The following is a 25,578-nucleotide window of genomic DNA, read 5'->3' as shown; positions in this document are numbered from 1 at the left end:
GACGTCCCGGTCGTCGCCGAGGCGCGGTCAGGCGTCGATCGGTCGACGCAGACGATCGAGTCGCGCACGCCAGAGGGCGAGTCGTCCGGGCTCCTCGGCCGGAGCCGGGCCGTCGATCCAGCCGGTGGCGATGCGGATGCCGTGCAACGCGCCGAGGCTCCAGACCTCGAACCCGTCGAGCTCGTCCGGCCGGGTGCGGTCGTGCAACACGTCGACGCCGAGGACGGCGGCCAAGGTCGTCAGGCTGCGGACCGTGACGCCCGGCAGGCGGGGCAGGTCGTCCGCGGGCAGGCAGAGGGCGTCGCCACGCCACCAGACGATCGAGCTCCAGGCGCCCTCGACGACGTGGCCCTCGGGCGAGAGCAGCACGGCCTCGTCGGCCCCCCGGGCCCTGGCCTCGGCGACGAGCGAACCGAGGGTCGCGAGGTCGGGGCCCTTGACCGTGGGCTGCGTGCGGGGATCACGTGCGGCCGTGGCGAGGACGGCCGAGCGACGGCGCGGGGGAGCGGGGCGGAGGCGCAGCTGCAGCCGTGCGCGCCCGGGCCGGTCGCCCGCGTCGCCGGCGACGAGCTCGACCCGGGGGAACCATGCTCCCGTCCGGGGCAGCGTCGCGACGGTGGCGGCCCAGAACGCCGAGACCTCGTCCGCGTCGGGCCCGGCGGGCACCCCGGCGACCGAGCCGGCGAACCGATCGCGGTGCACGTCGAGCGCGAGCACCGAGCCGTCGTCGACCAGCCACGAGTCGGCGACCAGGAGGCGCGGGTCGGCCTCGACCCCCGCCTCGCTCCCACCCGTCGACAGCTCGTCGCCCTGCCAGACGTGCAGCACGTCGCCTCGCGGCCGCTCGGCACTCATCGGGTGGGGGGTCCGCTCATAGGATCAAGGGTATGCGCCCCGCGGTCGTCCGATCCTCCCTGCCGTGGCGCGACCCCGAATCCGTCGTCCGGCACCTGGCCGCGACGGGTGACGTGGTCTGGCGAGACGCCGGCGTGGACGCCGTCGGCGGGCGTTCGATCGTCGGGTGGGGTCGGGCCGCGACGGGTGACTTCCGCGACGGCGGCGCCGACAGGCTATGGCAAGCGGTGCGCGACGACCTGGTCGACGTCGAACCCGACAGCCACCCGCTCGGCTGGGCCGGCTGGCTCGGCTACGGATTCGGCTGCCGGCTGCTGGACCGCGACGCCACCGAGGGACATCGCCCGGCGGCCACCGCCTCCACCGTCGCCGCCGCCGGAGACGCCCCCGACCTCGCTCTGCTCGACGTCGACCGGGCCCTGGTCTTCGACCACGCCGCACGGTCCGTCGAGGCCGTGGCCCGTGCCGGCGACCCGTGGGCCCCCTCGCTGGCCGAGGCCTGGGCCGACGTGCCGCTCGAGCCCCCGGCGCCCGGGCCGATCCGCGCCTCCTCGTCCAAGTCCTCTCCGGCCGACGTGCGTTGGCGGCACCGTCCCGACGAGTACCTCGACCTGATCGAGCGCTGCCGCCGCGCCATCGCGGCCGGCGAGGCGTACCAGCTCTGCCTGACCACGGCGGTCGACGTCGTCGGGCCGGTGGACGCGCTCGAGGCCTTCGCGCGCCTCCGGCGCTCCTCGCCGGCACCGTACGCGTCGTTCGTACGCCTCGGCGACGTCGCCGTCGTCGGGGCGTCGCCCGAGTCGTTCGTCGAGGTGACGACCGACGGTCTGGTGTCGTCGTCGCCGATCAAGGGCACGCGACGCCGCGGGTCGGGCGCCGACGACCCCGCGCTCGCGCGAGAACTCGTCGAGAGCGAGAAGGAGCGCGCCGAGAACGTCATGATCGTCGACCTGGTCCGCAACGATCTCGCCCGGGTGGCCCGACTCGGCACGGTCGAGGTGTCCGAGCTGCTCGCCGTGCACTCGTACGAGCACGTCCATCAGCTCGTCAGCACGGTCAGGGCCCGGCTCGCGGCGGGGCGCACGGCGGCCGACGTCGTCGAGGCGGCGTTCCCGGCCGGGTCGATGACCGGCGCCCCGAAACGTCGCGCCGTCGAGCTGCTCGCCGACCTCGAGGGGGCGCCGCGGGGCGTGTACTCGGGCGCCGTCGGCTGGCTCGGTCGGGACGGCTCGGCCAGCCTGGCCATGACCATCAGGACGATCGTCGTGCAAGGTGCCCGGTCGGCGACCGGGGGACGGCCCGCGCGACCGGCCGGGGCGCGCGTCGGGGTGGGCGGCGGCATCACGATCTCGTCGACGCCGGTCGACGAGCGGGACGAGGTCGAGCTCAAAGCGGCGGCCCTCCTCGCCGTGCTCGGCGTCCGGGCCGCCGACGGGGCCCCGGTGCGCATGTCGTGACCGGGCGCGCCGTTCGGTAGCCTTGGCGAGGATCGCTGAGCCCAGCGCACGTCGCCGTGCCCTCGCGCGGGCGGTCCGCGCCCACCGCACCGACTGCCAGCAGTGAATGAGAGCCCCGTGGCACACGAGCACGACACGACCGCGACCGACGCCTCCCCGGCCACCCCGCCCCACGACGGCCTGCCCGAACGCGAGTACGACGTCGCCCGCCTGCAAGAGAAGTGGCAGGCCCGGTGGGACGCCGAGCAGCCGTTCGTCGTCGACCCCGACGACAAGCGCCCGCGCAAGTACATCCTCGACATGTTCCCGTACCCCTCGGGCGACCTGCACATGGGTCACGCCGAGCAGTATGCGCTCGGCGACATGGTGACGCGGTACTGGCGCCAGCAGGGCTTCAACGTGCTGCACCCGATCGGCTGGGACAGCTTCGGGCTGCCCGCCGAGAACGCGGCCATCAAGCGCGGCGTCGACCCCCGCGAGTGGACCTACGCCAACATCGCGCAGCAGAAGCAGAGCATGAAGCTCTACGCCCCGTCGTTCGACTGGAGCCGGGTGCTGCACACGAGCGATCCCGAGTACTACAAGTGGAACCAGTGGCTGTTCCTCGAGATGTACAAGAAGGGTCTGGCCTACCGGAAAGACAGCTGGGTCAACTGGGACCCGGTCGACCAGACCGTGCTCGCCAACGAGCAGGTGCTGCCCGACGGCACCAGCGACCGGTCGGGTGCCGTCGTGGTCAAGAAGAAGCTGACGCAGTGGTACTTCAAGATCACCGACTACGCCGACCGCCTGCTCGACGACCTCAACCAGCTCGAGGGTCGCTGGCCGACCAAGGTGCTCAACATGCAGCGCAACTGGATCGGCCGCTCGATCGGTGCCGACGTGCACTTCACGGTCGAGGGCCGCGACGAGAGGGTCACGGTGTTCACCACGCGGCCCGACACCCTGTACGGGGCGACCTTCATGGTCGTCGCCCCCGACTCCGACCTGGCCGCCGAGCTCGTCGCCGACGCGACGGACGACGTCAAGGCGACCTTCGCCGAGTACCTCGTCGAGGTGCAGAAGGCCACCGAGATCGAGCGCCAGTCGAGCGAGCGCCCCAAGACCGGCGTGCCGCTCGGCCGGGTGGCGGTCAACCCGCTCACCGGCGACCCGATGCCGGTCTGGGCCGCCGACTACGTGCTGGCCGACTACGGCCACGGGGCGGTCATGGCCGTGCCCGCGCACGACCAGCGCGACCTCGACTTCGCCCGCAAGTACGACCTGCCCGTGCGCGTCGTGGTCGACACGAACGCACCCGTCACGGGTGTCATCCCCAAGCTCGAGCTCGACGAGGACGGCCAGGCGATCCTGCCCGACGACCTGCCCGACCTGAACCCCCGCGAGACGGGCGTGGCCCTGACCGGCGACGGCCGACTGATGAACTCGGGCGCCCTGACCGGCCTCAGCAAGTCGAACGCGATCAAGCGCGTCGTCGAGCTGCTCGAGGCCTCCGGCGACGGCAAGGCGGCCAAGACGTACCGCCTCCGCGACTGGCTGATCTCGCGCCAGCGATTCTGGGGCACGCCCATCCCGATCGTGCACGGCGCCGACGGCGTCGAGGTGCCGGTGCCCTACGACGAGCTGCCGGTCCGGCTGCCGTCCACCGAGGGGCTCGACCTCAAGCCCAAGGGCAGCTCGCCGCTCGGTGCCGCCGAGGACTGGGTGAACGTGCCCGACCCGCGCGACGGGTCGCCGGCGCGCCGCGACGCCGACACGATGGACACCTTCGTCGACAGCTCGTGGTACTTCCTGCGGTTCCTCGACCCGACCGACTCCGACCGGGCCTTCGACCCGGCCCAGGCCAGCAAGTGGGCCCCGGTCGACCAGTACGTCGGAGGCGTCGAGCACGCCATCCTGCACCTGCTCTACGCGCGCTTCATCACCAAGGTGCTCTTCGACCTCGGCCACGTCGACTTCACCGAGCCCTTCAGCGCGCTGCTGAACCAGGGCATGGTGCTGCAGGACGGTGCGAAGATGAGCAAGAGCAAGGGCAACGTCGTCAGCCTCTCGGACGAGATCGACAAGCACGGCGTCGACGCCATCCGCCTGACCATGGCCTTCGCCGGCCCGCCCGAGGACGACATCGACTGGGCCGACGTCTCGCCCGCCGGCTCGGCCAAGTTCCTGGCCCGGGCCTTCCGTCTCGCGAGCGACGTCGACAGCTCGCCGGACGTGGTCTGGGCCGACGGAGACCAGGCCCTGCGCCGCGTGACGCACCGATTCCTCGCCGAGGCCCCGGGGCTCAGCGAGGCGTTCAAGTACAACGTCGTCGTCGCCCGCCTGATGGAGCTCACGAACGCCGTGCGCAAGGCGATCGACTCGGGGCCCGGCGCGTCCGACCCGGCCGTGCGCGAGGCGACCGAGACCGTCGCTCTCGGTCTGTCGCTGTTCGCTCCCTACACGGCCTCCGAGATGTGGGAGAAGCTCGGCTACGACGGCGGTGCGATCGCCACCTACGGCTGGCGCAAGGCCGACCCGACGCTGCTCGTCGAGACGAGCGTCACCGCGGTCGTCCAGGTCAACGGCAAGGTGCGCGACCGGCTCGAGGTGTCGCCCAAGATCACCTCGGACGAGCTCGAGGCGCTGGCCCGCGACTCCGGTGCCGTGCAGCGCGCGATCGGCGACAAGCAGATCGTCAACGTCATCGTGCGGGCGCCCCGTCTGGTGAACATCGCGGTGAAGTAGCCGCCCCGGGGCGCGTCTCGTCCCCACCCGTCGTCGGCCGTCCTGGTTCCCCAGGGCGGCCGACGTCGTCTCCGTGGGCCCGACCGTGTCCGTACGGTGACGGGTCATGACCGTCAGCTTCCGCACCGCCGTCGACCCGTCCGAGCCGGGCGGTCCGAGGTGGCGCGTGGGGCTCGGCGCGGTCGTCGTCCTGCTCTTCGTCGTGCTGGCGGTGAGCGTCGCCGTGTCGGCGTTCGCCACCCGAGGAGGCGCGGCGGACGAGCTCGTGTCCGTCGAGTCGGGCACCGGGGCCGATGCCGGGGCGGGGGCCGGCACCGCGCCTCCCGGGGGTGACCCGGTCGTCTTCGTGCACGTGCACGGTCAGGTCGCTTCACCCGGGCTGTTCGAGCTGCCCCTCGGCGCGCGCGTGATCGACGTGGTCTCCGCGGCCGGCGGGTTCACGGCGGATGCCGACCAGGCGGCGGTGAACCTGGCGCGGGTGCTGGTCGACGGCGAGCAACTGCGGGTGCCGGCCGTGGGGGAGGCCGTGGACGACGGGGTCACGGCTGGCGGAGGCGCGGCCACGGACGGCACGGCGACCGGGGGTGGAGCCGGCGACGGCGGGACGGTCGACCTGAACCTCGCGGACGACGCGGCGTTGCGGACGCTGCCCGGCGTGGGGCCGGCGACCGCGGCGGCGATCTTGTCCTGGCGCGACGACAACGGGCGCTTCCGGAGCGTCGACGACCTCCTCGGGGTGCCGGGCATCGGACCGAAGACGCTCGAGAAGCTCCGCGATCGGGTGCGGGTGTGACGCCGGGTCGCGTCCTCGACCTGCGGCTCGGCGTACCCGTGGCCGTGGCCTGGACCGGTCTCGCCGCGGGTTCGATCCGGCCGGGGCTGCTGCCCGTCGTGGCTGGGGCGGCCCTCGTGGTGTGCGTCGTCGCGGTCGGACTGGTGGTCGGGGCGCGGGTGGGCGTCCTGGCCGCGGGGCGGATACTGCTGGTCGTCGCCCTCAGCGCCGGTGCCTGCGCCGGGCTCACCGCTCAGGCGGCGGTGCGCGACGACCGCCGTCACCCTGCGGGTCTGACATCGTCGGTCGGGCACGCGATCACCGTCGAGGGGCGCCTGCTCGACCGGGTCGAGGGGCGGGCCGACGTGACGACGGTGTCCGTCGACCGGGTCGATGTCGGCCAGGGGGCCGTGGCACTCGGGTCCCGGGTGCCGGTGCGGGTGTTCGGTGCCCGACTCGAGGGGCGCGACCCGGTCGAGATCGGCGCCCGGGTCTCGGCCCGGCTCGTGTTGGGCCCCGTGAGGTACGGCGAGTCGGTCGCGTTCGAGGGGGGTGCGGTCGGGCCGCTCGGCGTCCGGGCCGAGCCCCGGGGGACGTCGGCGTGGTCGAACGGATTGCGGTCGTCCTTCCGCACCGTCGCCGCGCGCCTGCCGGGGGACGGCGGGGCCCTGCTGCCGGGCCTCGCGATCGGCGACACCTCGGGCGTGCCCGACGATCTCGACATCGACATGAAAGCAGCGTCGCTCAGCCATCTGACGGCCGTGTCCGGCTCCAACTGCGCCGTCCTCGTCGCGCTCGTCATGTTCGTCGGGTCGCTGCTGAGGCTGCCTCGCCTGATGCGACTCGCGCTGGCCGTCGCCGTCCTCGTCGCGTTCGTCGTGCTCGTCACGCCCGAGCCGAGCATCGTCCGGGCCACCGTCATGGCCGTGCTCGTGCTCGTGCACCTCGCCGTCGCCCGGCCGATCGGGGGCGTGCCCGTCGTCGCGCTGGCGGTCGCCGGGCTGTTGTTCGTCGACCCCTGGCTGGCGCGCGACCTCGCCTTCGTCCTGTCCGTCCTCGCGACGGCGGGTCTGGTGGTGATCGGTGGTCCGCTGACCACCCTGCTGTCGCGCCTCGTGCCCGAACCGGTGGCGGCGGGCCTCGCCGTGCCGGCGGCAGCGCAGCTCGCCTGTCAACCCGTGCTGCTCGCGCTCGAACCGAGCATCGCCCTGCACGGCGTCGTGGCGAACGTGCTCGCCGGCCCCGCGGCTCCGGGGGCCACCCTGGGCGGGCTCGTCGCCTGCGTTCTCGCGCCCTCGGTGCCCGGGGCGGCGGCGGTGGCCGCCTGGGTCTCGTGGCTGCCCTCGTCCTGGGTGGCCGCCGTGGCCCGATCCGCGGCCACGTGGCCGGGTACCCGACTCCATTGGGACGCCTCGGTGCCGGGCGTCGCCTCCCTGGTGTGCCTGACGGCGCTGGTCGTCGTCGCGGTGGTCGCGCGGGCCCGGGGTCGCACGCGGGCGGTCACGACGACGCTGCTCGTCAGCGTCCTGGTGGTGACCGTCGGGGTCGTGAGCGGGCGCACCCTGGCGACCCGCGCCTCCGTGCCCGACGGCTGGGTCGTCGCCCAGTGCGACGTGGGGCAGGGCGACGCCGTGCTCGTCCGAAGCGGTCCGGCGGTCGCCCTGATCGACGTGGGCGACGACGAGGCCGCCCTCGACCGATGCCTCTCGACGTTCGGCGTGCGCCACGTCGACCTGCTCGTGCTCACCCACTTCGATCGTGACCACGTCGGGGCGGTCGGCTCCGTCGTCGGCCGGGTCGGCACGGCCCTCGTCGGGCCCGTGGGGCGTTCGGACGACACCGAGGTCGTGACGGCGCTGCGCGACGGCGGTGCCCAGATCCAGGAGGCGCAGGGCGGCATCCGGGGACGCCTCGGTGACCTCACGTGGCGGCTGCTCTGGCCGCCTCCCGAGACCCCGGCGGGCAACGACGCCAGCGTTGTGCTGCGCGTCGACCCCGGCGAGACCTGCCGGGTCGGATGCCTCTCGCTGCTCGACCTCGGGGATCTCGGCGAGACCGCGCAGCGTCGTCTGCTCTCGTCGACCGACGGCGGCGACGGGCTCGGACCGGTCGACGTCGTCAAGGTCTCACACCACGGGTCCGCGGACCAGCACGCCGAGTTGTACGAGCGCGTGTCGGCTCGCGTCGGCCTGATCGGCGTGGGTGCCGACAACTCGTACGGGCACCCGTCCGACGTCGCGCTCGACCTGGTCCGGCACGGCGGGGGAGTCGTGGTCCGCAGCGACCAGGCCGGTCAGACCGCGGTCACGCCCGTCGCTCGTGGGGACGGCGACGTCGGCCTGCGGATCTGGCGGGAGCACGCGGCGCCGGGGCCGTGACGACACGTCGGGCACGTCGGTGGCGTCCTCTAGCATCGGAGGTGGCGCGGCGGGCCCCGTGCGCGTGGGACGACGTCCGAGAGGCAGCATGGCAGCGCGAGCGAGTGGCAAGACGACGAAGAAGGCCTCGGTCGCGATCGACCAGGTGGGGTGGGACAAAATCCGGCCCGCGGCCGTCGTGCTGGTGAGCGGGCCCGAGCAGTTCCTCGCGGATCGTGCGTCGCGCCAGTTGCGCGATCAGCTCGCCGCCGAAGACCCCAGCCTCGAGGTGCACGACCTCGAGGCCGACCACTACCAGCCCGGCGAGCTCGTGACCCTGGCGAGCCCGTCGCTCTTCGCCGAGCCGCGTCTCATCCGCGTCTCGAACGTCGAGAAGTGCACCGACGCCTTCCTCACCGAGACGCTCCGGTACCTCGACACGCCGGCCGACGACACGACCCTGGTGTTGCGTCACGGTGGCGGGGTCCGGGGCAAGAAACTCCTCGACGCCGTCCGGGGCGGCACCGGGGGCGGCCTCGAGGTCGTGTGCGCCGAACTCAAGAAAGACACCGAGAAGCTCGAGTTCGCGGCGGCCGAGTTCGCCGCCGAGCGTCGACGCATCTCGCAAGGGGCCCTGCGGGCCCTCGTCACGGCCTTCAACGACGACCTGGCCGAACTGGCCAGCGCCTGTCAGCAGCTGATCAGCGACGCGGCGGCCGAGATCACCGAGGCGACCGTCGAGAAGTACTACTCGGGCCGGGTCGAGACCAACGCCTTCAAGGTGGCCGACGCGGCCATCGCCGGGCACCAGGGCGAAGCCCTCGTCCTGCTGCGTCACGCGCTGTCGACCGGAGCCGATCCCGTCCCCGTGGTGGCGGCGTTCGCGATGAAGATCCGCACGATGGCCAAGCTGCAGGGCTCGTACGGCGGCTCGGGCCAGCTCGCCTCTCGCTTCGGCCTCGCCCCGTGGCAGGTCGAGCGGGCACAGCGTGACCTGCGCGGGTGGTCCGAGGACGGGTTGGGGCGGTGCATCGAGTTGCTCGCCGAGACGGATGCGGCCGTCAAGGGCGCCGAGCGCGATCCGGTGTACGCGCTCGAGCGCATGGTGACCATGATCTCGACGCGCGGTGCGCTTTTGTCGTGAGCCGCGCCTCCTGACCCTCTGGTCGCCGCCGCGACCGTCGCCGGGTACGACGAAGGCCCCGTCTCGATCGAGACGGGGCCTTCGTCGTCGAGCCAGGGGGCTCGGTGGGGGAGCCTAGAGGGCGCCGACCTGCTTCGCGATGGACGACTTGCGGTTCGCGGCCTGGTTCTGGTGGATGACGCCCTTGCTGGCGGCCTTGTCGAGCTTCTTCGACGCGAGGAGCAGAGCCGAGGTGGCCTTGTCCTTGTCGCCGGCGGCGATGGCCTCGCGGGTGGCGCGGACGGCGGTCTTGAGCTCGCTCTTGACGGCGCGGTTGCGGTCCTGGGCCTTCTTGTTGGTGCCGATGCGCTTGATCTGCGACTTGATGTTTGCCACGTGAACTACTTTCTGGATTCTGTGTCTCGGACGGATGTGCGCCAGCCGAGCGTCCGACCGACGTGAATCGATCGACCCGGTGCTGCCGCCGGTGATGGCCACCGGAGCGGCTCTCGGCTGCGATCGCGTTCCGCCACTGCAGACGTAACGCGCAAGCCAACAGGCAACGTTACCAGCAGCAGGCCCGACTCTCAACGAGCGCCGGTCCGTCGGCGTGCCGTGTCGTCCGGGGTACCGTGCCATCATGCCTCAGCTCGCGCCCCACATGACCACCGTGCCCGCGTCCGGAATCCGTCGGGTGTTCGAGCTCGCGGCCCAGCTGGACGACGTCGACATGCTCGTGGTGGGCGAGCCCGACGTGCCCGTGGCCCGCCACATCGCCGACGCGGCCCGCCGCGCCTGGGCCGACGACCGGACGGGCTACACGCCGAACGGCGGCATCCCCGCCCTGCGCGAGGCGCTCGTGGCCAAACTGGCCCGCGAGAACGACGTGCACGTCGACCTCGAGCAGGTCTGGGTCACCGTCGGCGGCACGCAGGCCCTGCACCAGGCCATGGGGCTCCTGCTCGCGGCGGGTGACGAGGTCCTCGTCCCCGACCCCGGCTACACGACCTTCACGATGAACGCGCGCATGCTCGACGCCGTGCCCGTCCCGTACACGCTGACACCTGACCTCGACTTCCACCCCGACCTCGACGAGCTCGAGAACCTCGTCGGCGACCGCACCCGCGTCATCGTGGTCAACAGCCCGTCGAACCCCCTCGGCGTCGTCTACCCCGAAGAGACGCTGCGGCGCCTGCTCGACTTCGCCCGGAGGCACGACCTGTGGGTGCTCAGCGACGAGGTCTACGAGTACTTCACCTACGGGCCGAGACACGTCAGCCTCGCGTCGCTCGACACCGACGACCGGGTGTTCAGCGTCTTCTCGTTGAGCAAGACCTACGCCATGACGGGGGTGCGGGTCGGCTACCTCGTGACGCCCAAGGGGCTCGCCGAGACCATGCGCACCGTCCAGGAGGCGGCGATCAGTTGCGTCGCGGAGCCCGACCAGCACGCCGCCCTCGCCGCCATCGTGGGGGACCACCAGTCCGTGGCCGACGCCCGCGAGCATTATCGGAGCAACCTCGTCCTCGCCACGACCCTGCTGGCCGACCGGGGCATCCGGTACCTCGAACCCACGGGCGCCTTCTACCTCTGGATCGACATGGGCCACGCCTCGCGGGGCGACGTCGCGGGGTGGGCCGAGCGGTTCCTGCTGACGGAGCGGGTCGCGGTCGCGCCCGGCAGCGCCTTCGGGCGGAGCGGTGAGGGGTGGATCAGGGTCTGTCTCGCGTCGGCGCCCGAGGTGATCACTCGGGGACTCGGCAAGCTGCCCGCGCCGGGTGACCCCCGCTGACATCCGGGGGTCAACCCCCTGGGGTCGACGCGGAGGGCTTCCTAGGCTCGAACCATGACGAACCAACCCCTGAACACCCCCGTCTCCGTCCCGACCACGGGCATCCGCTCTCCCCTCGCGGTCTGGAGCCTCGTGCTCGGCCTCGCCTCGATCGGCTTCGGCTTCACCTTCGTCGTCCCGATCGCGGGTCTCGTCCTCGGCATCCTGTCCCGCCGGCGTGAGCCCGAGGGCCGCACGATGGCGCTCATCGGCATCGTCTCGTCCGTCGTCATGCTCGTGGGCACGGTGATCGCGCTCGCGATCGGTCTCGCCGTCGTCGGGGGAGCGGGCGTCCTCGCACTCCTCCCCGGCACCGCCGGCTGAGCGGCGACCCCGCCGGAGCGGCTCGACGCCCGAACCGGCGCCCCGGCGTGGGAGAATCGTGGGGTACCCCCGCCCACCACCCCCAGAGGATCGTGTGAGTCCCCAAGCAACCCGCGCACTCGAGCCGGCGTCGACCGAGCCCGAGTCCCTCCGCAACTTCTGCATCATCGCGCACATCGACCACGGCAAGTCGACCCTCGCCGACCGCATGCTCGGCATCACCGGCGTGGTCGAGTCGCGGGCGATGCGTGCCCAGTACCTCGACCGCATGGACATCGAGCGCGAGCGCGGCATCACCATCAAGAGCCAGGCCGTGCGCATGCCGTGGGAGCGCAACGGCGAGACGTTCGCGCTCAACATGATCGACACCCCCGGCCACGTCGACTTCAGCTACGAGGTCTCTCGCTCGCTGGCCGCCTGCGAGGGCGCGATCCTGCTGGTCGACGCGGCGCAGGGCATCGAGGCGCAGACCCTTGCGAATCTCTACCTGGCGCTCGAGAACGACCTCGAGATCATCCCGGTGCTCAACAAGATCGACCTCCCCGCGGCCGACCCCGACAAGTACGCCGCCGAGCTGGCGGGCCTGATCGGCGGCGACCCCGCCGACGTGCTGCGCGTCAGCGGCAAGACGGGCATGGGCGTCGAAGAGCTCCTCGACCGCGTGGTCGACCGCATCCCCTCGCCCGTCGGCGTCAAGGACGCACCGCCCCGCGCGATGATCTTCGACTCGGTCTACGACAGCTACCGCGGCGTCGTCACCTACATCCGCATGATCGACGGCACCCTGCACCCGCGCGAGAAGGTGCAGATGATGTCGACGAAGTCGACGCACGACATCCTCGAGATCGGCGTCTCGTCGCCCGAGCCCGTCCCCAGCCAGGGGCTCTCGGTCGGCGAGGTCGGCTATCTGATCACCGGCGTGAAAGACGTCCGACTCTCGAAGGTGGGCGACACCGTCACGACGTCGGCCAAGCCCGCGACCGAGGCACTCAGCGGCTACACCGAGCCGCTGCCGATGGTGTTCTCGGGGCTCTACCCGATCGACGGCAGCGACTACCCCCTCCTGCGTGAGGCACTCGACAAGCTCAAGTTGTCCGACGCCGCGCTGGTCTACGAGCCCGAGACGTCCGTCGCCCTGGGCTTCGGCTTCCGCTGCGGGTTCCTCGGCCTGCTCCACCTCGAGATCGTCACCGAGCGCCTCGATCGCGAGTTCGGCCTCGACCTCATCACGACGGCGCCGAGCGTCATCTACGAGGTCACCACCGAAGACAAGAAGACCGTCACGGTCACCAACCCGAGCGAGTTCCCGGGCGGCAAGATCGCCAGCGTCAGCGAGCCCATGGTCAAGGCGGGCATCCTCGCGCCCAAGGACTACGTCGGCGTCATCATGGAGCTCTGCCAACAGCGCCGAGGCACCCTGCTCGGCATGGAGTACCTCGGAGAGGACAGGGTCGAGATCCGCTATGCGATGCCCCTGGGTGAGATCGTGTTCGACTTCTTCGACAGCCTCAAGTCGAAGACGGCGGGCTACGCCAGCCTCGACTACGAACCCATCGGCGACCAAGAGGCCGACCTGGTCAAGGTCGACATCCTGCTGCAGGGTGAACAGGTCGACGCGTTCAGCGCGATCGTGCACCGCGACAAGGCCTACGCCTACGGCGTGCTCATGACGGGCCGACTGCGCGAACTCATCCCGCGTCAGCAGTTCGAGGTGCCCATCCAGGCCGCGATCGGCGCCCGCATCATCGCCCGTGAGAGCATTCGCGCCATGCGCAAGGACGTCCTCGCGAAGTGCTACGGCGGCGACATCTCGCGCAAGCGCAAGCTGCTCGAGAAGCAGAAAGAGGGCAAGAAGCGCATGAAGACCATCGGCCGGGTCGACGTGCCGCAAGAGGCCTTCATCGCCGCCCTGAGCGGCGACGTCGAGAAGAAAGACAAGAAGTAGGGCCCATGCGTCGAGCCACCCACACCGAGACCCGCACGACCTACGGCGAGGTCGGGGCGACGCAGGCCCCCGACCTGATGCAGTACCCGCCGAAGGGCTTCAAGCCGGCCGAGTACCGGGCCCGTGTCGGCCACGGCGACGCCCGTTTCGCTGCGGCGTGGATCGCCACCATGACCTGGCAGATCCAAGAGCGCAGCGGCATCCGCGTCCGGGTCGACAGCGTACCGCCGGCCGACGAGGGCGAGTACACGCCGGTCCAGTTCGACGAGCACGGGCAACCGGTCGACGCGGCCGAGTGGGCGACCGCCCGCGACGAGTCGCGGTACTCGCCCGACGGCACGCCCCTGCTCACGGCGGGCACGACCGCCACGCTCAGCATCGAGGCCTACGGGCGCACGGTCGAGGCCCCGGTGCGGGTCGTCTACGTGATCGACGAACCGAAGCGCAAGGGCTTCGCGTACGGAACCCTCGACGGCCACCCCGAGAGCGGCGAGGAGTCCTGGATCGTCGACCAGACCGACGACGGTTCGGTCTGGCTCTCCATCCGGTCGTTCTCGAAGCCGTCGAGTGCGAAGTGGCGCCTCGTGGCACCGTTCCTGCGACGCACGCAGGCGCAGTACACGAAGCGGTACCTTCGAGCCCTCAGCCTGAACGACAAGGGCGAGCAGACCGACGAGGTCGTCGTCGTGGAAGACACCGAGGCCGGGGTGGGCGACCCCCGCGGCGACGAACGTCCCCCGACCGGCCCGCGCGGCGACGCTGCAGGAACCGGCGCCTGACGGTGCCCGGAGCCCTTCCCCTCGGCGATCCCGCCCCCGTCGACGGACGCCTGCCCGAGACCGTCGCGATCGACGCCGACAGGCGCAACTTCGGGGTCTACCTCCACGTGCCGTTCTGCCGGGTCCGCTGCGGTTACTGCGACTTCAACACCTACACGGGCGACGAGCTGCGGGGCGCGCGCCGCGACGACTACGCCGGGCAGGCCGTCGCCGAGATCGAGCTCGGCGGCCGGGTGCTGCGCGAGGCGGGCCTGCCGCCGCGCCGCGCCTCCTCGGTGTTCTTCGGTGGGGGCACCCCGACGATGCTGCCCTCGGGCGATCTCACCTCGATGCTGCACGCGATGGTCGACACCTGGGGTCTCGAGCCCGGTGCCGAGGTGACGACCGAGGCGAACCCCGACTCGGTGGACGCCGCCTACCTGCAGCAGCTCGCCGACGCCGGCTTCACGCGTGTCAGCTTCGGCATGCAGTCGGCCGTCCCGAGCGTGCTCGCCACCCTCGAGCGCACGCACGACCCCGAGCGCATCCCGTTCGTCGTCCGCTGGGCGCGCGACGCCGGGCTCGACGTCAGCCTCGACCTCATCTACGGCACGCCCGGTGAGACCCTCGACGACTGGAGGCGTTCGCTCGACGTCGCCCTCGAGCAGCGACCGGACCACCTCTCGGCCTACTCGCTGATCGTCGAAGAGGGCACCAAGCTCGCCCGCCAGATCAAGCGCGGCGAGGTCCCGACGCCCGACGACGACACCGCGGCCGACATGTACGAGATCGCCGACGACCGGCTCGCCGAGGCCGGATACGACTGGTACGAGGTCAGCAACTGGTCGCGTGGCCTCGAGCACCGGTCGCGACACAACCTGGCCTACTGGCAGGGCCACGACTGGTGGGGCGTCGGACCGGGCGCGCACAGCCACGTCGGCGGCGTCCGCTGGTGGAACGTCAAGCACCCGGCCGCGTATCAACAGCGCATGGCCGCGGGCGAGTCACCGGCCGCCGGGCGCGAGACCCTCGACGACGAGACGCGTCGGGTCGAGCGCGTGCTGCTCGGGGTGCGCATCCGTGAAGGGCTGCCGACCTCCGAACTCGACGACGACGGTCGCCAGGCGGTCGCCGGCCTCATCGCCGACGGATGGGTCGAGGGGCGTCCGGCCCTGCAAGGGCGGGTCGTCCTCACGCGCGAGGGCCGCCTCATGGCCGATGCCGTCGTGCGGCGCCTCCTGCCCGACTGATCCGCCGCCCGGCCGACGGTGCCGTGCCCTCGGCCGCCGGCGCACCCGGGAGGCACGGGCCCAGAACGCAGGAGGCGCGGCTCCCGGGGGGGAGTCGCGCCTCGCGTCGTGCCCGTGCGGGCGGGTCGAGCGTCTACTTCACGAACTCGAAGGTCAGCGGGTACTTGTACCACTGCCCCTTGTTGGCCGCGACGGCGGCGATGATCGAGAAGATGATGACGAGCACGCCGGCGACCAGTGCCAGCACGCCCCCGATGACGATGACCGCCAGGATCGCCGAGATCACGTAGACGATCGCCATGGTGATCTGGAAGTTCAACGCCGACCGGGTGTGCTCGCGGATGAACGGCCCGCGGTCCTTGAGCACGAGGTAGCCGACGAGGGCCGGGACGAAGGCGAAGATGATGCCGCCGAGGTGGATGAGGGTCGCCCAGAGCTTCTCGTCCTCGGGACGCATCGGCTGGACGGGCTGTGCCTGGTAGCCGGGCTGCTGGCCGTAGCCGGGGCCGGGCTGGCCGGGGCCGGGCCGGCCGTGCCCGTGAGGCTGGCCGTTCTGGCCGGGCCGACCGCTCTGCGGGTCGTTCGGCTGGGCGGGAGGGGTCTCGGTCATGGCTGCACCTGTTCGTGAGTGTCCTGCGGATGTCCCCGCCACCCTAGGGCAGCCGGGCGCGGCGCGAGTAGGCCCCGAGACGGAGGTGACGTACGATTGGCAGTCCGGCACGTCGAGTGCCAGGCCCGGTCGCCCGGCGTGCGGACGACCTGGGGGGCGGTCGAGCGAAGAGAGGTGCGTCATGGTCTCCGAACGCGGTCTCGAAGTGCTGCGGGTCATCGTCCACGACTACGTCGCGTCCCGCGAGCCGGTGGGGTCGAAGTCCATCGTCGAGCGACACCAGTTCGGCGTCTCGGCCGCGACGATCCGTAACGACATGGCCCTGCTCGAAGAAGAAGAGCTCATCGCGGCACCGCACACCTCGTCGGGCCGCGTGCCGACCGACAAGGGCTACCGGCTCTTCGTCAACCAGCTCGCCGACCTGCGGCCCCTCAGCGCGGCCCAACGTCAGGCCATCGAGACCTTCCTCGGCGACTCGACCGACCTCGACGAGGTGCTCGGGCGGACGGTCCGACTACTGTCCCAGCTCACCAACCAGGTCGCCCTGGTCCAGTACCCCACCTTCTCGCGGGCCCGCGTGCGTCACGTCGAGCTGGTGAGCCTGGGCGACGGTCGCGTCATGACGGTGCTCATCACCGACAGCGGCCAGGTCGAGCAGCGGGTCGTCGACATCCGCACCACCGTCGACGAGGCCTTCCTGTCCGAACTGCGGGCCGCCGTCAACGCCGCGGTCGGCGGACGTCCCCTCGCCGAGGCCTCCACGGCCCTCGCCGACCTGCCGGCTCGTTTCCGCCCCGACCTCGCGGCGGTCGTCGGCATCGTGGTCGCCAGCCTCACCGAGCAGATCGCGGCCGGTCGCCAGGACCGCCTCGTCATGGCCGGTGCGGCTAACCTCGTGCGGACGGGCGACGACTTCAGCGGCGACCTCTACCCGGTGCTCGAGGCGATAGAAGAGCAGGTCGCCCTGCTCCGACTGTTCGGCGAGATGCAACTCGACGCCGTCGACGTGGCCGCGAGCATCGGACGCGAGAACGCCTCCTTCGGGCTGTCCCAGGCGTCCGTCTTGGCCAGCGGGTACTCGACGCAGGGCAGCGAGATCGCACGACTCGGCGTCCTCGGTCCCATGCGCATGGACTACTCGACCAACATGGCGGCGGTGCGTGCCGTCGCCCGTTACCTGTCGTCGCTGCTCGCCGAGCGGTAGCCGACACCTGCGGCCCCGGCCGTCACGCGACCCCCACCCCCGTCCCGGTCCGCCGGGCCCGGCCCCGCCGGGAAGACCACCACACCACACCAGAGGCAGACGAGAACCAGTGGCAGATCATTACGACGTCCTCGGAGTCGACCGTCAGGCGACCCCGGAAGAGATCAAGAAGGCGTACCGCAAGCTCGCTCGCGAGCTGCACCCCGACGTCAACCCCAGCCCCGAGGCGTCCGAGCGGTTCAAGGACGTGACGCACGCCTACGACGTGCTCAGCGACCCGCAGCAGCGCGAGCGCTACGACCTCGGTCCGCAGCCCGGCTTCGGCGGGGGCGGGGGAGGCGGGGCCGCCGGCTTCGGCGACATCTTCGACGCCTTCTTCGGCGGCGGCGGCCAGGGCCAGCGCCAGGGGCCCCGGAGCCGGCGAGAGCGGGGGCAGGACGCGCTGCTGCGCCTCGAGGTCGACCTCGACGACATCGTCTTCGGCACCCAGCGCGACATCGAGGTCGACACGGCCGTCCTCTGCGACACGTGCAGCGGCTCGTGCTGCGCCCCCGGCACCTCGCCGCAGACCTGCGACATCTGCGGAGGCTCTGGCCAGATCCAGCGCACCGTGCGGTCGTTGCTCGGCAACGTCATGACGTCGAGCCCGTGCGGCACCTGCCGCGGCTACGGCACCGTCATCCCGAACCCCTGCCCCACCTGTCAAGGGCAGGGCCGCGTACGGGCCCGCCGATCGATCCCCATCGACATCCCCGCGGGCGTGGACACGGGTCTCAGGCTCCAGCTGCCGGGTCAGGGCGAGGTCGGTCAGGCCGGCGGCCCGAACGGCGACCTCTACCTCGAGGTCAAGGTGCGGCACCACGACACGTACAGCCGCAACGGCGACGACCTGCTCGCGACGCTCGAGGTGCAGATGGCCGACGCCGTCCTGGGCACGTCGACGACGCTCACCGGGCTCGACGGCGAGATCGAGGTCGAGATCAAGCCCGGCACGCAGAGCGCCGACATCATCACCGTGAAAGATCGAGGCATCACGCGATTGCGCGGCACGGGACGAGGTGACCTCAAGATCGGTGTGCAGGTGGTCACCCCGACCAAGCTCAGCCACAAAGAGCGAGAGCTGATCGAGAAGTTCGCCGCGGGTCGACGCTCGCAGGCGCCCGAGCTGTCGCACTTCCAGCAGGGTCTCTTCGGCAAGTTGCGCGACCGCTTCCTGAACTTCTGATCGTGGCGCACTTCTACCTGGTCGACGACCTGTCCGGCGCCGAGGTCGGTTCGTCGGTCGAGCTGACCGGTTCCGAGGCTCGGCACGCGGTCACGGTCAGCCGTGTCCGGGTGGGCGAGGCGCTGACGCTCGGCAACGCCCGCGGGCTCGTGGTCCAGGGCGAGGTGACCGAGGCGGCGCCCGAGCGGCTGGTGCTGCTCGCGACGCGGGTGGTGCAGCACGAGCCGCCGACGACGCGGCTGGTCCTCGCCCAGGCCCTCGCCAAGGGCGACCGCGACGAGCTCGCGGTGCAGGCCGCGACCGAGCTCGGCGTCGACGAGATCGTCCCGTGGGCCGCGGCCCGCAGCATCTCCCGCTGGGAGGGCCCCAAGGTCGCCAAGGGGCTCACCCGCTGGTCGTCGATCGTCCGCGAGGCGACCAAGCAGTCCATCCGTCCCTGGGCACCCGAGGTGTCCGGGCTCGCGACGACGAGGCAGCTGGCCGAGCGCGCCTCCCGCGATCTCGTGCTCGTGCTCGAACCGTCGGCCGAGCAGGCGCTCACGACGGTCGACCTGACCTCAGGAGGCGCGGTGCCCGACCGCGTCGTCGTCGTCGTCGGTCCCGAGGGCGGAGTGTCGCCCGCCGAGCTGCGGCAGCTCACCGAGGCGGGTGCTCGCGCCGTGCGCCTCGGGGACGCCGTGCTGCGCACCTCCACGGCCGGTCCCGCCGCCCTGTCCGTCCTGAGCGCGCGGCTCGGCCGCTGGTGAGCGCGCGGCCACCGAGGACGCCGTCGGCGGCCGTCGCTACGATGGGCAGCATGTCCGAGACCTCCGACGAGCCCACCGTCTTCAGCCGAATCGTCGCGCGCGAGATCCCCGCCGACATCGTGTTCGAGAGCGAGACCGTCCTCGCGTTCCGCGACATCGCGCCGCAGGCACCCGTCCACCTGCTCGTGGTGCCCAAGACCCAGGCCTACCGCGACGTCGTCGAGCTCGCCGCGGGCGATCCGGCCCTGCTCGCCGAGATGGTCGCGACCGCCGCGCGACTCGCCGCCGATCCGGTGGCCTTCGGGGAACACTCCGGGGCCGAGTTCCGTTTGATCTTCAACACCGGCGCATCCGCCGGGCAGACCGTGTTCCACGTGCACGCCCATGTGCTCGGTGGTCCCCTGGAGGAAGGCACCCTTGCCCACTAGCGACACGAACGCCACCGGCCCCACGACACCCACGACACCCACGACGAGCGACGACGTCCGGCGTGTCGACGTCACCGTCGACGGCGTCGCCATGGTCCAGCTGCTGGGCCCGCAGGACCGCCTGCTCCGTGCGGTCGAGAAGCAGTACCCCGAGGTCCGCGTGCTCGTGCGGGGCAACGAGGTCACCCTCGAGGGGCCCGCGGCCGCCGTCGGTCGGGCCGAGGGGCTCGTCGCCGAACTCGTCTCGATGGTCCGTGGCGGGCACGACCTCGGTCCGGCCGAGGTCGTGACGTCGGCCCGTCTGCTCGACTCGGGGCAGGGCAGCCCGTCCGAGGTCTTCGGCCAACCCATCGTCACCAGCCGTGGCAAAGGCGTGCGGGCGAAGACACCGGGTCAGAAAGAGTACGTCGACGCGATCGACCAGCACACCATCACGTTCGGCATCGGCCCGGCCGGCACCGGCAAGACGTACCTCGCCATGGCGAAGGCCGTCCAGGCGCTGCAGCGTCGCGAGGTCCAGCGCATCATCCTGACGCGCCCGGCCGTCGAGGCGGGCGAGCGACTGGGATTCCTGCCGGGCACACTGACTGACAAGATCGACCCGTACCTCCGTCCGCTCTACGACGCGCTCAACGAGATGATGGACCCCGAGATCGTCCCGAAGCTGCTCGCGGCCGGCACCGTCGAGGTGGCCCCCCTGGCCTACATGCGCGGTCGCACCCTGAACGACGCGTTCGTCGTCCTCGACGAGGCTCAGAACACGACGCCCGAGCAGATGAAGATGTTCCTCACCCGTCTCGGCTTCGGCTCGCGCATGGTCGTGACGGGCGACGTCACCCAGGTCGACCTGCCCACCGGGGCCAGCGGCCTCCAGCTCGTCACGACGGTGCTCGACGGCATCGACGACATCCACTTCGCCCGTCTCACCAGCGACGACGTCGTGCGGCACACGCTCGTCGGTCGCATCGTCGACGCGTACACGACCTACGACGCCGAGCGTCAGGCCCAGCAGCACCGCCGTCACGAGGCGGCACATGACCAGGCCGAGTCGGGCAACCGCGCCGAGCGGCGGGCCGACGCCCGCGACCGCCTGCCGAAGAGAGGAACCCGGTGAGCATCGAGGTCGCCAACGAATCCGCCGTCGAGGTCGACGAGGCCACGATCCAGCGTCTGGCCACCTTCGCGCTCGATCAGATGCACGTGCACCCCGAGGCCGAGCTCGCGATCGTCTTCGTCGACGAGGCCGCGATGGAGCAACTCCACGTCCAGTGGATGGACGAACCCGGCCCGACCGACGTGCTGAGCTTCCCCATGGACGAGCTGCGTCCGGGCACCGAGGACGAGCCGACCCCGGCCGGCCTCCTCGGCGACATCGTCGTGTGCCCGCAGGTGGCCGTCGCACAGGCCGCCACGGCGGGGCATGCCCCTCTCGACGAGATGCTGCTCCTCACCTGTCACGGCATCCTGCACCTCCTCGGGTTCGACCACGCCGAGCCCGACGACGAGCGCGAGATGTTCGGTCTGCAGCGCGAGATCCTCGCGGCCTTCGCCGCGGCCGACACGAGTCGGTGACGCCGTGATGGTCACGGTCTTCGTCGTCGTGGCGGTCTTCCTGGTGGTCTTCGGCGGCCTGCTGGCCGCGGCCGACTCGGCACTGGGCGTGCTCAGCCGCCAAGACCTCCTCGACGAGGCCGACGACGATCCGCGCCACGCCACGCCGTTGACCGCGATCGCGGCCGACGTCGGGGCGCACGTGAACGCCGTCAACTTCGTCCGCATCCTGGCCGAGACGTCGGCGGCGGTCCTCGTGTCGTTGTCGTTCGCGTTCTCGGTCGAGCCCTGGTGGTTGGCCCTGTTGCTCTCGGCGCTCATCATGACGGTCGTGTCCTTCGTGCTCGTGGGTTCCAGCCCGCGCAGCGTCGGTCGTGCCCACGCCCGCGGCCTCGTCCGGCTCACCTCGGGTCTCGTACGGTTCGTCCGGGTCGTCCTGGGCCCACTCGCCGACGCCCTGGTGGCGATCGGCAACCGGGTCACCCCCGGTCGTCCACGCAGTGCGTCGTTCTCCTCCGAAGAACAGCTGCTCAGCATGGTCGACGAGGCGACAGAGCTCGACGTCCTCGAAGAGGACGACCGAGAACTGATCCACTCGATCTTCGAGTTCAGCGACACCGTCGTCCGCGAGGTGATGGTGCCCCGCACCGACATGGTCACCCTCGACGCCACCGCGTCGGTCGGCTCGGCGATGAGCCTCTTCCTCGGCAGGGGGGTCTCCCGCGTGCCCGTCGTCGGCCGGGACTCCGACGACGTCATCGGCATCGTGTACCTGCGCGACCTCGCCCGACGGCTGCACGAGCACAGCGGCGACGACTCGGCTCCCGTCACGACCCTCGCGCGTCCGGCCGTCTTCGTGCCCGAGTCCAAGAAGGCGGACGACGCCCTGCGGCAGATGCAGCTCGACAAGAACCACCTGGCCATGGTCGTCGACGAGTACGGCGGCATCGCCGGCCTCGTGACGCTCGAGGACCTGATCGAAGAGCTCGTCGGCGACATCAGCGACGAGTACGACCGTGAGGTCGCCCCGCACCGCGAGGTCTCGACGGGGGTCTTCCGCGTCAGCGCCCGGCTCCCCGTCGACGAGCTCGGCGACCTCTTCGGCCTCGAACTCGACGACGACGACGTGGACTCGGTGGGCGGCCTGCTCACCAAGGTCCTGGGGCGCCTGCCCGAGCAGGGGTCGGTCGTCCGCGTCTCGGGTCTCGTCCTCACCGCCGACCGCACCGAGGGGCGTCGGCACGACCTGCAGACCGTCCTGGTCGAGCGCGATCCCGAGCTCGCCGACGCGCAGGCGGCGTTCGCCGACACCGCTCGCGACGACTGATCGTCGGGTCGACGCGACCCACCACCTCCCATCCGTTCCACCACGTCCACGAAAGGCCCCCATGTCGACCACCGGAGACGACCTCACCCCCTCGGCCGCGCCTCCTCGGGGGGCGACCTACCGAGCCGGGTTCGTCTCGTTCGTCGGGCGACCCAACGTCGGCAAGTCGACGCTGACCAACGCTCTCGTGGGCGAGAAGGTCGCGATCACCTCGTCCAAGCCGCAGACGACCCGTCGTGCGATCCGCGGCATCGTGCACCAGGCGACCGGTCAGCTCGTCCTGGTCGACACTCCGGGCATGCACCGCCCGCGCACGCTGCTCGGAGAGCGGCTCAACGACATCGTCCAGACCACGCTCGGTGACGTCGACGTCATCGGGTTCTGCGTGCCCGCCGACGAGAAGCTCGGCCCGGGCGACCGGTTCATCAACGAGCAGCTCGACGCCTACCCGAGGGCGAAGAAGGTCGCGATCGTGACCAAGACCGACGCCACGTCGCGGCCCGCGGTCGCCGAGCAACTGCTCGCCGTCAGCCGGTTGCGCGACTGGGAGGCGATCATCCCGTTGTCGGCCGTCAGCGACGTGCAGCTCGACGTCCTCACCGCCGAGCTGATCAAGCTCATGCCGCTGTCGCAGCCGTTGTACCCGTCCGACGCGGTCACGGAAGAGGGGTTGACCGACCGGGTGGCCGAGTACGTCCGCGAGGCCGCGCTCGAGGGTGTGCAGGACGAACTGCCGCACTCGCTCGCCGTGACGATCGACGACATGGTCGAGCGCGACGACAAAGACCTCCTCGAGATCTACGCCAACCTCTTCGTCGAGCGTGACAGCCAGAAGGCCATCGTGATCGGCAAGGGCGGTCAACGCCTGCGCGAGGTGGGTGAGCGTGCGCGGGCACAGATCGAGCCGCTCGTCGGCAAGCAGGTGTTCCTGTCGATCCGCGTCAAGGTCGCGAAGGACTGGCAGCGCGACCCGAAGCAGCTCGGTCGACTCGGCTTCTGACCCGCGTCGGGGGTCGACCTGCCCGTCGCTCGCGGTCTGGCCGCCCTCGTTCCTCCGGATGATCGACATGGTCCCGAGGTCGTTCGTGCGGGACGCACGGCCCGCGCGGGTCGTCGGAGGTCGTACGGTGGTCGGGTGATCTTCCGCCGCCTCGCGCCCTACCAGGTCGCCGTCGACCTGACGGCGGCGGCGCTCCTCGGCGTGATCGGCCTGGTGCTGTCCGACGGCGCCGTGACGACCCCGTTCGTCGTTCTCGGCATGACGGTCACGTTCGCGTTGCGGCGGCTGTCGCCCGGGCTCGCCCTGACCCTCGCCTGGCTGGTCGCGGCCTCGCAGATGGCGACGGGCAGCACGCCCGGCTTCACGAACCTTGCGATCTGCGCGGTGCTCTATTCGACGGCCGCCTACGGTACCGACCGGGTCAAGTGGTCCGGTCTGGTCTCGGTCGGTGCGGGTGCCCTCGTGGGCACGTTCTACCTCTCGTTCGTGCAAGGGACCCTGTTCGGGGTCGACTACGACGTCTACGCGGTGACCGACGTCGTCCGCATCCTCCTCCAGCTGGGGATCGCCCTCCTCGGGTTCCTCGCCCTGCTCGGTCTGCCGTGGGCCGGGGGACTGCTGGCCCGGGCACGTTGGTCGGAGCGGCTCAGCCGCGAGGCGCGGCTCATCGCCGAGCGTGAGACCGCCCGTGCCGAGAACGACGCCGCCCGGGCCGAACGTGAGGCAGCCCGAGCCGAGCGCGACATCGCGGTCGAGCAAGAACGCAACCGCATCGCGCGGGACATGCACGACGTCGTCGCCCACTCGCTGGCCGTCGTGATCGCCCAGGCCGACGGGGCCCGCTACGCCGCCCGGGTCGACCCGACCTCGGTGGACGGTGCCCTGACCACCATCGCCACGACGGCGCGCGAAGCCCTGGGCGACGTGCGCGTCCTGCTCGGCCAGCTGCGGCACAGCCAGGGCGAGGCGCCCCAGCCCGCTCTCGGCGATCTCGACCGGCTGCTCGAGCAGATGCGTGGTTCGGGTCTCACCGTCGACCTCCGCGTGACGGGCGAGCCCCAGGTGCTCGGGACGAATCGGCAGCTGGCCGTGTTCCGCATCGTGCAGGAGAGCCTGACCAACGTGCTCCGCCACGGGGCCGCCGACCAGCCCGTCGACCTGCGCTTCGACTGGCGGTACGAGGCGCTGCACCTGGTCATCTCGAACGTCGTCCGACCGCCGACGCGTCCGATCGACACCACCGGCGACGAACGGCGAGGCGGCCACGGGCTCGACGGCATGCGCGAACGCGCGACCCTGGCGGGCGGCTCGCTCACCACCCAGAACGCCGACGGACGCTTCGTCGTCCACGCCATCGTGCCGACCCTGGCACTGACCCAAGAGGTACGCATCCGATGATCGACATGCCCGGCCGTTCGACGGCACCCATCCGTGTCGCCCTGGTCGACGACCAAGCCCTGTTCCGCGCCGGCATCAAGATGCTGGTCGGCTCGCAGCCCGACCTCGAGTTCGTGGGCGAGGCCAGCAACGGCGACGAGGGTGTCTCGATGGTCGCGCGCACCGCCCCCGACGTCGTCCTGATGGACATCCGCATGCCCGTCATGGACGGCATCGCCGCCACCACCGCCGTCCTGGCGCAGGCCGAGGCGGCGTCCCGCCGTCCGCCGCGCATCATCGTGCTGACGACCTTCGACCTCGACGAGGCAGCGACCCGTGCGATCCGAGGAGGCGCGAGCGGCTTCGTCCTCAAGGACGCCGACCCCGAGTTCCTGCTGGCCGCCATCCGGACCGTGCACTCCGGCAACGCCGTCATCGCGGCGTCCGCCACGCGGGAGCTCTTCGAGCACTTCGACGGTCGGGCCTCACGTGCCCGCGCCGTCCCCGAGTCGTTCGGGACCCTCACCACGCGTGAGCGGGACATCTTCGACCTCGCGGCGCGGGGGCTCAGCAATTCCGAGATCGCGTCGCAGGAGTTCCTCAGCGAGGCGACCGTCAAGACCCACATCAGTCGTGTGCTCTCGAAGTTGTCGCTCCGCGACCGGGTGCAGCTCGTGGTCTACGCGTACGAACACGGGCTCGCCCGGTAGA

The 25,578-nt window shown here is 71.4% G+C and carries 23 protein-coding genes; 20 read left to right on the top strand and 3 right to left on the bottom strand.

What is annotated here, in order from left to right:
- Window positions 1-27: 27 nt before the first annotated feature.
- Window positions 28-855 (bottom strand): aminotransferase class IV, encoded by an 828-nt coding sequence (locus EDF50_RS03230; protein ID WP_123518041.1) that lies wholly within the window; start codon window positions 853-855, stop codon window positions 28-30.
- Between the two features lie 32 nt (window positions 856-887).
- Between EDF50_RS03230 and EDF50_RS03225 the strand changes: the two genes are divergently transcribed.
- The 5 genes from EDF50_RS03225 (at window position 888) to holA (ending at window position 9,312) form a co-directional block, all read left to right on the top strand.
- Window positions 888-2,312, top strand: a complete 1,425-nt coding sequence (locus tag EDF50_RS03225; RefSeq protein ID WP_123518039.1) for an anthranilate synthase component I family protein — start codon at window positions 888-890, stop codon at window positions 2,310-2,312.
- 180 nt (window positions 2,313-2,492) lie between these two features.
- Entirely contained in the window at window positions 2,493-5,039 is a 2,547-nt protein-coding gene (gene leuS, locus EDF50_RS03220) for a leucine--tRNA ligase (RefSeq protein ID WP_233570322.1), read from the top strand.
- Between the two features lie 106 nt (window positions 5,040-5,145).
- On the top strand, window positions 5,146-5,832 hold the full coding sequence (locus tag EDF50_RS03215) for a ComEA family DNA-binding protein (protein ID WP_123518036.1): 687 nt from the start codon (window positions 5,146-5,148) through the stop codon (window positions 5,830-5,832).
- A complete protein-coding gene (locus EDF50_RS03210; protein ID WP_123518034.1) occupies window positions 5,829-8,189 on the top strand; it encodes a ComEC/Rec2 family competence protein in 2,361 nt (786 codons plus the stop codon). The genes EDF50_RS03215 and EDF50_RS03210 overlap by 4 nt, the downstream gene beginning before the upstream one ends.
- An 88-nt stretch (window positions 8,190-8,277) precedes the next feature.
- On the top strand, window positions 8,278-9,312 hold the full coding sequence (gene holA / locus EDF50_RS03205; RefSeq protein ID WP_123518032.1) for a DNA polymerase III subunit delta: 1,035 nt from the start codon (window positions 8,278-8,280) through the stop codon (window positions 9,310-9,312).
- Between the two features lie 114 nt (window positions 9,313-9,426).
- Here the strand turns inward: holA and rpsT are convergent, their stop codons facing one another.
- Complete coding sequence (rpsT, locus tag EDF50_RS03200; protein ID WP_043596189.1) at window positions 9,427-9,687, bottom strand: 30S ribosomal protein S20; 261 nt, start codon at window positions 9,685-9,687, stop codon at window positions 9,427-9,429.
- Window positions 9,688-9,931: 244 nt separating this feature from the next.
- On the opposite strand from rpsT, the gene EDF50_RS03195 reads away from it, so the two are divergent.
- The 5 genes from EDF50_RS03195 to hemW all read left to right on the top strand — a co-directional run bounded on the left by EDF50_RS03195 (window position 9,932) and on the right by hemW (window position 15,399).
- A complete protein-coding gene (locus EDF50_RS03195) occupies window positions 9,932-11,083 on the top strand; it encodes a pyridoxal phosphate-dependent aminotransferase (RefSeq protein ID WP_123518030.1) in 1,152 nt (383 codons plus the stop codon).
- A 54-nt stretch (window positions 11,084-11,137) separates the two neighbouring features.
- Entirely contained in the window at window positions 11,138-11,446 is a 309-nt protein-coding gene (locus EDF50_RS03190) for a DUF4190 domain-containing protein (protein WP_123518029.1), read from the top strand.
- A 94-nt stretch (window positions 11,447-11,540) separates the two neighbouring features.
- On the top strand, window positions 11,541-13,391 hold the full coding sequence (gene lepA / locus EDF50_RS03185; RefSeq protein ID WP_056045691.1) for a translation elongation factor 4: 1,851 nt from the start codon (window positions 11,541-11,543) through the stop codon (window positions 13,389-13,391).
- Between the two features lie 5 nt (window positions 13,392-13,396).
- A complete protein-coding gene (locus EDF50_RS03180; RefSeq protein WP_123518027.1) occupies window positions 13,397-14,170 on the top strand; it encodes a DUF1990 family protein in 774 nt (257 codons plus the stop codon).
- A gap of 2 nt (window positions 14,171-14,172) precedes the next feature.
- Entirely contained in the window at window positions 14,173-15,399 is a 1,227-nt protein-coding gene (gene hemW, locus EDF50_RS03175) for a radical SAM family heme chaperone HemW (protein WP_123518025.1), read from the top strand.
- A 133-nt stretch (window positions 15,400-15,532) separates the two neighbouring features.
- Here the strand turns inward: hemW and EDF50_RS03170 are convergent, their stop codons facing one another.
- Window positions 15,533-16,009 carry a DUF4870 domain-containing protein gene (locus EDF50_RS03170; RefSeq protein WP_233570282.1) on the bottom strand — a complete coding sequence of 159 codons (477 nt, stop codon included), beginning with the start codon at window positions 16,007-16,009 and terminating at the stop codon, window positions 15,533-15,535.
- Between the two features lie 181 nt (window positions 16,010-16,190).
- Between EDF50_RS03170 and hrcA the strand changes: the two genes are divergently transcribed.
- From hrcA to EDF50_RS03120, 10 genes are all read left to right on the top strand, one after another.
- Window positions 16,191-17,213, top strand: coding sequence for a heat-inducible transcriptional repressor HrcA (gene hrcA, locus EDF50_RS03165; protein ID WP_123518023.1), 1,023 nt, complete (start codon window positions 16,191-16,193; stop codon window positions 17,211-17,213).
- Window positions 17,214-17,322: 109 nt separating this feature from the next.
- Window positions 17,323-18,438, top strand: a complete 1,116-nt coding sequence (dnaJ, locus tag EDF50_RS03160; protein WP_123518022.1) for a molecular chaperone DnaJ — start codon at window positions 17,323-17,325, stop codon at window positions 18,436-18,438.
- Between the two features lie 2 nt (window positions 18,439-18,440).
- Window positions 18,441-19,184 carry a 16S rRNA (uracil(1498)-N(3))-methyltransferase gene (locus EDF50_RS03155; protein WP_123518020.1) on the top strand — a complete coding sequence of 248 codons (744 nt, stop codon included), beginning with the start codon at window positions 18,441-18,443 and terminating at the stop codon, window positions 19,182-19,184.
- A gap of 50 nt (window positions 19,185-19,234) precedes the next feature.
- The gene (locus EDF50_RS03150) at window positions 19,235-19,612 is read left to right on the top strand and encodes a histidine triad nucleotide-binding protein (protein WP_123518422.1); all 378 of its coding nucleotides are present in this window, start codon (window positions 19,235-19,237) and stop codon (window positions 19,610-19,612) included.
- Window positions 19,602-20,726 (top strand): PhoH family protein, encoded by a 1,125-nt coding sequence (locus EDF50_RS03145; protein WP_370453957.1) that lies wholly within the window; start codon window positions 19,602-19,604, stop codon window positions 20,724-20,726. The genes EDF50_RS03150 and EDF50_RS03145 overlap by 11 nt, the downstream gene beginning before the upstream one ends.
- Complete coding sequence (ybeY, locus tag EDF50_RS03140) at window positions 20,723-21,184, top strand: rRNA maturation RNase YbeY (RefSeq protein WP_123518016.1); 462 nt, start codon at window positions 20,723-20,725, stop codon at window positions 21,182-21,184. Before EDF50_RS03145 ends, ybeY begins: the two co-directional genes overlap by 4 nt.
- A 7-nt stretch (window positions 21,185-21,191) precedes the next feature.
- The gene (locus tag EDF50_RS03135; protein WP_199738621.1) at window positions 21,192-22,490 is read left to right on the top strand and encodes a hemolysin family protein; all 1,299 of its coding nucleotides are present in this window, start codon (window positions 21,192-21,194) and stop codon (window positions 22,488-22,490) included.
- A gap of 61 nt (window positions 22,491-22,551) precedes the next feature.
- The gene (era, locus tag EDF50_RS03130) at window positions 22,552-23,490 is read left to right on the top strand and encodes a GTPase Era (RefSeq protein ID WP_123518012.1); all 939 of its coding nucleotides are present in this window, start codon (window positions 22,552-22,554) and stop codon (window positions 23,488-23,490) included.
- Window positions 23,491-23,625: 135 nt separating this feature from the next.
- Window positions 23,626-24,888 carry a sensor histidine kinase gene (locus EDF50_RS03125; protein ID WP_123518011.1) on the top strand — a complete coding sequence of 421 codons (1,263 nt, stop codon included), beginning with the start codon at window positions 23,626-23,628 and terminating at the stop codon, window positions 24,886-24,888.
- Entirely contained in the window at window positions 24,885-25,577 is a 693-nt protein-coding gene (locus tag EDF50_RS03120) for a response regulator (RefSeq protein WP_370453956.1), read from the top strand. The genes EDF50_RS03125 and EDF50_RS03120 overlap by 4 nt, the downstream gene beginning before the upstream one ends.
- The last annotated feature ends 1 nt before the right edge of the window (window position 25,578 follow it).

The sequence above is a fragment of the Frigoribacterium sp. PhB24 genome, from assembly GCF_003755185.1.
In the GTDB taxonomy this organism is placed as follows: domain Bacteria; phylum Actinomycetota; class Actinomycetes; order Actinomycetales; family Microbacteriaceae; genus Frigoribacterium.
Note: the sequence above shows the minus strand (reverse complement) of the source record. Positions and strands in the feature narration are given on the sequence as shown.